Origin of the sequence: Rhodopseudomonas faecalis (genome assembly GCF_003217325.1) — a bacterium.
Lineage (GTDB): Bacteria > Pseudomonadota > Alphaproteobacteria > Rhizobiales > Xanthobacteraceae > Rhodopseudomonas > Rhodopseudomonas faecalis.
In genome coordinates this window covers 84,324-92,657 of the sequence record NZ_QJTI01000014.1, presented here as the reverse complement: position 1 = coordinate 92,657, position 8,334 = coordinate 84,324, and the positions used below count along the sequence as shown (strand labels likewise).

Sequence of the window (8,334 nt, the reverse complement as noted above, 5' to 3'; positions counted from 1 at the left end):
CTTTCTGAGTCTCGACAACCAGAAAGTACCCGCTTCGCGCTGGTTTGGCCGGGCATGCGCTGCGACACGTTGAATCATTCCCCGGACAGCCGTGCGCAAGAGCGGGGCGAGGGCGCGCGCCGCGGTTGTCGCTGCGAGGCCGCTTAGTAATACCAACGGCGATTGATACCAACCTATCCGCATGTCATGGCCGGGCTCCGTCCCGGCCATCCACGTCTTTGCTCTTGCAGCGCTCTTTCAAGACGTGGATGCCCGCGACAAGCGCGGGCATGACGAGTCAATGGCAGGAGCCGCTGGCATACGAGGCTACGCCGCCTCGGCAGAGAAGTGTTCGATATAGCGTCCCTTGATCGCCGCGACCGGCAGCACGATCAGCACGTCGGTGGTGCCGAACTGATAGTCGATCACCGCGCCCTCGCCGATCATGGCGCCGAGCCGCAGATAGCCCTTGATCAGCGGCGGCAGTTGCTGCATCGCCGCCTTGGGCGTGATCGCCTCTTTCGGCATCCGGTTCATCTCGACATAGCGCGATGCTTGCGCGCGCGCGTTCCACTCCGGCGTCGCGGCGGCGTAGTGATGCAGGAACGATAGCGGCAGCGCCAGCTTGTCCGGGTCGGTGCCTTCAAAGCTGGCGCAACCGAACATCACATCGACCTGCTGCTGACGGACATAGTTCCAGATGCCCTGCCACAGTAGTTCGACGGTGCGCTTGTTGCGGTAGCGCGGCAGCACGCAGGAGCGGCCAAGCTCAAGAAAACGCGACTCCGGATGGCGCGCGATCAGGCTGGCAATCTCGAATTCGCTTTCGGTATAGAAGCCGCCATGGCGATCGGCGATGGCCTGCGGCAGCAGCCGATAGGTGCCAACCACCGGCGGCTTGCCGCTCATGGTCGGCTTGCCGGCATGATCGACCACCAGCACGTGGTCGCAAATCTTGTCGAACGCGTCCTTGTCGCGCCGTGCCAGCAAAGTCGCGGCATCGGCAATCGCGCCGCCGTCTTTGTAAAATACTTTGTAGCGCAGCTTTTGGGCGTGGCGCACGTCGCGCTTCTCGGTGGCGAGCCGCGCTTCGAGATTGCCCATTTTGCCGAGCGAGGCCGATGGCAATGACAGCGGGCGCGGCGCTGACTTGCGGCCATGCGGCAGATAAGGCGGCGCTTTCAGCCAGGTGATCGCCGTCGCGGCGATCGCGCCGGCGGCTTCCGGCTTCAGCAATTGCATCAGGCGCGGCGACGAGCGTTCCGTGGGATTGCGCTGCATGACATCCTCGCGACCGCCAATGAACGAATCGTGTGCGGTCTTTAGATGTCAACAATCACGCCGATCCTACAGGCGTATGACCGGCAGATTGCCGCGATGTGACGGTGGCGCCGCAGCGGCGTGACAGTGCCGCTGCTGTGCTGTGGGTTACGCCGCCAGGCAGCGGCCGGCGACGATGCTGGCGAGCGCTTCGTCGAGCTTGTCGCGATCGAGCGGCTTGATCAAAAAGCCGTCCATGCCCGCTTCGTCGCAAGCGGTGCGTTCGTCGCCAAGCGTATTGGCGGTGAGCGCGAAGATCGGGGTACGGGCCGCGCCGCGCGAGATCTCGCCAGCGCGGATCCGTTTGCTGGCTTCGATGCCGTCGAGCCGCGGCATCTGCAGATCCATCAGGATCACGTCATAGGGCGTACCGGCCGAGACCGCGGCAATCCAGGCATCGAACGCCTGTTCGCCATCGGTGCTGATCAGCACGCGATGGCCGAGGCGGGTCAGCAGCGAGCGCATCAAGAGCGCGTTGATCTCGTTATCTTCGGCGACCAGGATCGACAGCCCGCTTGGCGCCGGCACGGCAACGCTGCGTTCGGAATCCGCGCTGTCGTCGCCGTCGTCGCTGGCAATACCGGGCGCGTCGGCGGTCGGCAGCGCCAGCCGGGCAGCAAGCGAGGCAGCGCGCAGCGGCTTGACCAGATAGCCGGTCAGCGCGGCGTCCATGGTTTGCAGTTCATGGCGTTCGGTCGGCGTCAGCATCACGATGCGATGGGTGGCGTGGTGGCGCGCGGCAGCCGCCAGCGCCGCAACTTCAGCAGCACCAATGGCGCGATCGATCAGCAGCGCATGCCAGGGCCGTTCCGGCAGCAGCGCCGCCGCGACGTCGGGATCAACCACCGTACAAGTGTGCGCGCCCCAGCGCTCGAGGCGGCGCGCGATCAGCGACGCTTCAATGGTGTTGCGGCCGACCAGCATCACCGCCTGATTGTCGAGTTCGGGCGCGGTGAACGGCGGGGCGGTCGCGGCATCGCCTTCGGCTGCGGGGAGTTCGATGGTGACTTCAAAGGTCGCGCCGTCGCCGGGCTGGCTTTGCAGCTCGATGCGGCCGCCCATGCGTTTGACGATCCGATCGCTGATGCTGAGCCCGAGCCCGGTGCCGCCATAGTTGCGCGCGGTCTGGGCGTCGGCCTGTTCAAAGTCATTGAAGATGCGGGCCTGCGCTTCCGGCGCGATGCCGATGCCGGTATCGCGCACCAGAAAGCGCACTTCGTCGGGCATCAAGCCCGGTTCGACGATCAGCGCGACGCCGCCGGTCTCGGTGAATTTGATGGCGTTGCCGGCGAGATTGAGCAGCACCTGACGCAGCCGCGCGGCATCGCCCACCACCTGGGCCGGCAGCCGCTCATCGACATAGGTGGCGATTTCCAGCTCGCGCGCCTGGGCGCGCGGCGCCAGCAATTCGGCGATGTCTTCGATCAGCGCGGTCAGCGCGAACGGCCGCAGATCAAGGTCGATCTTGCCGGCTTCGATCTTGGAGTAATCGAGCAGCTCCTCGATCAGCGACGACAAAGCATCGCCCGAGGTCTTGATCGCCTTGACGTAAGTGGTCTGCTCGGCGGTCAGGCCGGTGTCGAGCAGCAGCCCGCTCATGCCGATGATGCCGTTGAGCGGCGTGCGGATTTCGTGCGAGGCCATCGCCAGGAAGCGCGATTTGGCGCGGTTAGCAGCGCAGGCGAGATCGCGCGCTTCGGCGAGCGCCCGTTCGGTGTTGATCCGATCAGTGACGTCGCGGCCGACGCATTGCAGCTCGGCCGGTTCGCCGGCATCGGAGCGCACCCAGCCCTCACGCCAGGAAATCCAGCGCGCGCCGTTTTGGGTGGCGATCTTCTGATCATAGACGCGGGTGCCGTCGGCTTCGATAAAATCGGCGCCGTGATCGAGCACGTTGAAGGCAAAGCGATGGCCGATCAGCGCTTCGCGCGGCTTGCCGGCCATGGCGCAAAACGCATCATTAGCGAGCCGGATGCGCTGCTCGCTGTCGCGCAGCACGATCAGATCGCCTTGGGAATCGAGAACGGTGCTGGCGCGGTGCGCGGCTTCTTCCAGCTCCCAATTGCGATCGGCGAGCGCTTCGTTGCGGGCGCTGAGTTCGGCATCGGAGCGGCGCAGCCGCGACACTTCGCCGGTCAGCACCACGATCACGGTCGAGCACCAGCCGCCGAGCAAACCGGCGCCGATCGCCAGAGCTTCGGCCTGCTCGCCCGCCAGCAGCGGTTCGATGCGCAGCAGCGCATAGGCCGCGGCAAAGCCGAAACAGAAACTGAAGCCACCCCGGACAATGGCGCCAATGCCGCGGCGCGGCGGCGACGCTGCCCCGGCGCGCGCCGCTGCTGATTGTTGATGTCCGCTCACCCTGCCACCCCATCAAAGATTGCTGCCGCGCATGTTGAAGGTCCGCGCAGTCACGCCGTGGCACTTTGCGGAAGCAACCTTGCAAAGAGTTTGAGATCGGCGGCGGATGCCCCGGCTCTTGGTCACAGGGTTGATTGAGACTTAAAGCCGCGCCGGCCGGCTGTGCCGCGCAGCGGTTGCAGCGATGACCGCACGCGTCACGCCGCGCGCTGAAAATCCTCGGCCAGCGCCCGGTAGGACAGAGCTTCGGCCAGATGCAGCCGGCTGATCGCGGCCGCGCCGTCGAGATCGGCGAGCGTGCGCGCCACCCGCAGCACGCGATGATAGCCGCGCGCCGACAGCTGCATGGTTTCCGCCGCTTCGCGCAGCAGCGTCTGTCCGGCATTGTCGAGCTGCGCCACCTGTTCCAGCACCGCGGCCGGTGCCTCGGCATTGGTGCGGATCTGCGGCGCGCCGGCCTCCGCATAGCGCTGCCGCTGCCGGTCACGCGCGGCGGCGACCCGGGCTGCGACCTCGGCCGAGCCCTCGGCGGGCGGCGGCAGGATCAGATCGGCCGCCGACACCGCCGGCACTTCGATGCGCAGATCGATGCGATCCATCAGCGGCCCGGAGATCCGGCCCTGATAATCGGCGGTGCAGCGCTCGACCCGGCCGCGTTTGCAGGCATAGCCGGGTTCATAGGCGCGGCCGCAGCGGCAGGGATTCATCGCGGCCACCAGCATGAAACGCGCCGGATAGGTGACGCGGTGATTGGCGCGCGCGATAGCGACCTCGCCGTTTTCCAAAGGCTGGCGCAGCGCATCCAGCACGCGCGGGTCGAATTCCGGCAGCTCGTCCAGGAACAGCACGCCTTGATGCGCCAGCGAAATCTCGCCGGGCCGGGCGCGCAGACCGCCGCCGGTCAGCGCCGCCATGCTGGCGCTATGATGCGGCGCCCGAAACGGTCGCCGCGCGGTCAGCGCGCCGTCACGGATTTCGCCGGCGACCGAGGCGATCATCGACACTTCGAGCAGTTCGGCCGGCGTCAGCGGCGGCAGGATCGAGGGCAGCCGCGCCGCCAGCATCGATTTGCCGGCCCCGGGCGCCCCGATCATCAGTAGATGGTGCCCGCCCGCTGCGGCGATCTCCAAAGCGCGCTTGGCGCTCTCCTGGCCCTTGATGTCGCGCAGGTCGAGCGCGCTGGCGTTGGGGCTGTGCACGCGCGGCTGCGGCCGGCTCAGCACCTGAGTGCCTTTGAAATGATTGGCGATCTGGATCAGCGAGCTGGCGGCGATGATCGGCAGGTCCGGGCTGGCCCAGGCCGCTTCTGCACCGCACGCCGCAGGACAGATCAGGCCCTCGTCGCGGGCATTGGCGGCCATCGCCGCCGGCAGCACCCCGGCGACCGCGGCAATCGAGCCATCAAGGCCAAGCTCGCCGAGCACGGTGTAGCCGGCCAGCGCATCGGCCGGGATCGCACCGATCGCCGCCATCAGCCCGAGCGCGATCGGGAGATCGTAATGGCTGCCTTCCTTGGGCAGATCGGCGGGCGCCAGATTGACGGTGATGCGCCGCGCCGGCAGCGCCAAACCCGAAGCGATCAGCGCCGAGCGAACCCGCTCGCGCGCCTCGGACACTGCCTTGTCGGCGAGGCCGACCACGTAAAACGCCGGCAATCCCGGTGCGACCTGCACCTGGACATCGACGGTTCTCGCTTCAATGCCCTCGAACGCAACAGTCGAAACCCGCTGCACCATGGCGCTGCTCCCCGTGCAGCAAGGCTAGCGTGTAACCTTGGGTTGCGCAAGAACAGGCCATGAACAGATCCGGCGCCGCAGCGGCTCTCCGCGGCGCCTCAACAGGTTCAAGCGGGCAGACGGGGCTGACCGTCGGGCTTGCTCTCATTGGCGATCTCGGAGAGGTCGACCTCGAGCCGCGCGACCATCAACACCCGAACCGCGTGCGTCATCCCGAGATCTTCAGCCTGGGTGATGGCGCGATCGATGGTCTTCACCAACTGTTCGACGCGATCCTTGCCAGTCATATCCTTCCCCTTCCCAAGCGGGCGCACCGCCGTGGCTCCGCCCAACCCCACGTTGAATTCCTGAAATACTTCGCGGCTCATGTTGCCTCCATGAAGGTTGTGAGCGGCTGGCGCGGGATCTCAGCGAGGCCCTGCCAAACCAGCATCGCTCCGGGCACCGCCCGGCGGCGGCAGATTTCGGTCCAAGCCAGGTCGTTGATTTCCACCATGACCGCTACGGTGGAGAGACCGTTGATGTCGAACGGCAGTCCGAGCGGCCTCGCCTGCCAGCCCTGATCGAGCAGGCGCGGCAGCCACCAGGTTTCGAGTACGATCGTGAAAGCGGCGAGTCCGATCGACAGGCCGTATTCCATCGCCGCGGCTTGGATCACCGCCTCATAGCGCGGACCGGCATGCTCGCCGCGTTTGCGCGGCACCACGAAAATCCGCGACAACTCGTAGATATCCGAGCGGTGGACCGGGCCGTTCAGTGCTAATTGCGGAAACAGCTCGCTGAGCAGCGTCGGCGATTGGGTCGGCACCATGCGCATGCCGGCGACGATCGCGCCGTGATCGAGCGCCAGCAGATAAACCGTCTCGTCGGTATCGAACTGATCGATTTCGCGACCGTCAGGTCGAGCTAATTCAGTCCATTTACGCTCGCCGACATAGATGTCGTGCCGGATGCGGAAATAGTCATCAAGCAGAGCTGCGTAGAGTCGACGGTTTTCGCGGCGGACGACATGCACTTCCATCACCGAACCTCCCCTCAAGGCTGAAATGCCAAGCGGAGATTGGTAGTTCGTGGACGTGCAGCCTACTGTCCGATCGGACAGGTCAGAGCTTGATCAGCCCCCAAGCCAGCGCTTTGGCGACCGCCGCGGTGCGGTTCACGGCGTTGAGCTTACGCGACGCTTCGATCAGGTGAAACTTCACGGTGCGTTCGGATAGGTCGAGGATCACCGAGATTTCCCAGGAGGTCTTGCCTTCCGCGGCCCATTTCAGGATCTCGCGCTCGCGCGGCGTCAACGGCCCGCGGCGCGGCACTTTCGGCCGATTGAGCGCCCGAATGCGATTATGTGCGTAGATGCTGATCAGCTGCAGCGCGCTCTTGGAGACGGGGTCGAGCTCGGGGTCCGATCCCGCCATGCTGATCATCGCGCCGCCGTCGTCGTAATGCAGCGGGATGCAGTAGCCGCGTTTCAGGCCGAACTCCGCGGCCCAGGTCATCACCTGATGGGCCTGCGGCTCTTTGTCTCGGTCATAGACCGCTTCGGACCATTCGAACGGCTGCACGGTCGAGCAGCCATGGCGCGGCACCGGGTCGACCTGGCAGAAGTTTTCTTTTTCGTAGATTTCAAACCAAGCTTCAGGCCAGCCATTGGCGATGGTGAGATCGGTCAGCGAGCTGCCGATCGCCGGCAGCCCCGCCATGATGTAGGCGTGAAATCCGGCGGCCGCGATCTGGGCCTCGAATTTCTCGATTAGGTCGGGAGCACTCAGCCGGCCGACGGCGTCGACAAATTCGAGCGCCCGTCGCCCCCACTCGTGGCTTGCGCCGACGCTCATCTTTGCCGGTCCCTCCGTGGACGTCTTGTCTGGAACTGCTCATTTTTGCGCCTGGCGGATGGAGATGACAAGTCGACAGATCGGCGAACGGTTGCTGTTCCGCTACCAGTCCGCGTTCCGCCGTTTGTTTAATCGGTCGTTAGCGCCGCTTAGCTTCGATCGTGTCCCAGAAACGCGCGGCGATATCCGGGCCGCCGAGCCTCGCGATGGCGCGGATGCCGGTCGGCGAAGTGACGTTGATTTCGGTCAGATAACCGTCAATGACGTCGATTCCGACGAAGATCAGCCCGCGTTTGCGCAATTCGGGCCCGAGCCGTGCGCAAATCTCGCGCTCCCGGGCGCTGAGATCAGTCGCCTGCGCGCCGCCGCCGCGCACCATGTTGGAGCGCAAATCATCAGCGGCCGGCACGCGGTTGACGGCGCCGGCGAATTCGCCGTCGATCAAAATAATACGCTTGTCGCCGTGCTTCACTTCGGGAAGAAAGCGCTGGATCACCCACGGTTCGCGGAACGTCACCGCGAACATGTCGAACAGCGAGCCGAAATTCAGGTCCTGCCGCAGCACCCGAAACACCGCTGCGCCGCCATGGCCGTGCAGCGGCTTCATCACCACCGCGCCATGTGTCTCGCGAAACGCGTTGATCTCATCGCGATCGCGCGAGATCAGCGTCGGCGGCATCAGTTCGGCGAAATCCATCACGAACAGCTTTTCCGGCGCGTTGCGGACGCTGGCGGGATCATTGATCACCAGCGTATCGGGATGGATGCGCTCCAAGAAATGCGTGCTGGTGATGTACGCAAGGTCGAACGGCGGGTCCTGGCGCAGCAGCACCGCATCGAAGCTGCGCAGATTGACGCGCTGACGCTCGCCGAGCGTGAAGTGATCGCCCTTCTGATCGCGCACCGTGAGCGGATCGACCGCGGCGACGACGTCGGTGCCGTGCAGCGACACCCGGTCGGGCGTGGTGTAGCTCAGCCGATGGCCGCGGCGCTGCGCTTCCAACAGCAGCGCAAAAGTCGAATCGCCGGCGATATTGATGCGGTCGATGGGGTCCATCTGGACCAGGACGTTCAAACTCATTGCGCAGTTTCCAGTGATTGAG

The 8,334-nt window shown here is 65.4% G+C and carries 7 protein-coding genes; all 7 read right to left on the bottom strand.

All coding sequences use genetic code 11. The annotated features are described in order from the left end of the window. Nucleotides 1–306: 306 nt before the first annotated feature. Nucleotides 307–1,260 carry a l-ornithine N(alpha)-acyltransferase gene (gene olsB, locus BJ122_RS12485; RefSeq protein WP_110781320.1) on the bottom strand — a complete coding sequence of 318 codons (954 nt, stop codon included), beginning with the start codon at nt 1,258–1,260 and terminating at the stop codon, nt 307–309. A gap of 147 nt (nt 1,261–1,407) precedes the next feature. Continuing rightward, nucleotides 1,408–3,660 (bottom strand): ATP-binding protein, encoded by a 2,253-nt coding sequence (locus tag BJ122_RS12480; RefSeq protein WP_110781319.1) that lies wholly within the window; start codon nt 3,658–3,660, stop codon nt 1,408–1,410. Between the two features lie 197 nt (nt 3,661–3,857). Next, on the bottom strand, nt 3,858–5,396 hold the full coding sequence (locus tag BJ122_RS12475) for a YifB family Mg chelatase-like AAA ATPase (protein ID WP_110781318.1): 1,539 nt from the start codon (nt 5,394–5,396) through the stop codon (nt 3,858–3,860). Between the two features lie 107 nt (nt 5,397–5,503). Further along, the gene (locus tag BJ122_RS12470; protein ID WP_110781317.1) at nt 5,504–5,764 is read right to left on the bottom strand and encodes a hypothetical protein; all 261 of its coding nucleotides are present in this window, start codon (nt 5,762–5,764) and stop codon (nt 5,504–5,506) included. Next, complete coding sequence (locus BJ122_RS12465) at nt 5,761–6,417, bottom strand: acyl-homoserine-lactone synthase (RefSeq protein WP_110781316.1); 657 nt, start codon at nt 6,415–6,417, stop codon at nt 5,761–5,763. The genes BJ122_RS12470 and BJ122_RS12465 overlap by 4 nt, the downstream gene beginning before the upstream one ends. A gap of 82 nt (nt 6,418–6,499) precedes the next feature. After that, complete coding sequence (locus tag BJ122_RS12460; RefSeq protein WP_110781315.1) at nt 6,500–7,231, bottom strand: LuxR family transcriptional regulator; 732 nt, start codon at nt 7,229–7,231, stop codon at nt 6,500–6,502. 139 nt (nt 7,232–7,370) lie between these two features. Continuing rightward, nucleotides 7,371–8,312, bottom strand: a complete 942-nt coding sequence (gene gshB / locus BJ122_RS12455; RefSeq protein WP_110781314.1) for a glutathione synthase — start codon at nt 8,310–8,312, stop codon at nt 7,371–7,373. Nucleotides 8,313–8,334 lie beyond the last annotated feature (22 nt).

Excerpts from the sequence above, each read along its gene's own strand:
- gshB (WP_110781314.1), bottom strand. The coding sequence starts at position 8,312 with ATGAGTTTGAACGTCCTGGTCCAGATGGACCCCATCGACCGCATCAAT.
- BJ122_RS12465 (WP_110781316.1), bottom strand. The coding sequence starts at position 6,417 with ATGGAAGTGCATGTCGTCCGCCGCGAAAACCGTCGACTCTACGCAGCT.
- BJ122_RS12470 (WP_110781317.1), bottom strand. The coding sequence starts at position 5,764 with ATGAGCCGCGAAGTATTTCAGGAATTCAACGTGGGGTTGGGCGGAGCC.
- BJ122_RS12475 (WP_110781318.1), bottom strand. The coding sequence starts at position 5,396 with ATGGTGCAGCGGGTTTCGACTGTTGCGTTCGAGGGCATTGAAGCGAGA.
- BJ122_RS12460 (WP_110781315.1), bottom strand. The coding sequence starts at position 7,231 with ATGAGCGTCGGCGCAAGCCACGAGTGGGGGCGACGGGCGCTCGAATTT.
- olsB (WP_110781320.1), bottom strand. The coding sequence starts at position 1,260 with ATGCAGCGCAATCCCACGGAACGCTCGTCGCCGCGCCTGATGCAATTG.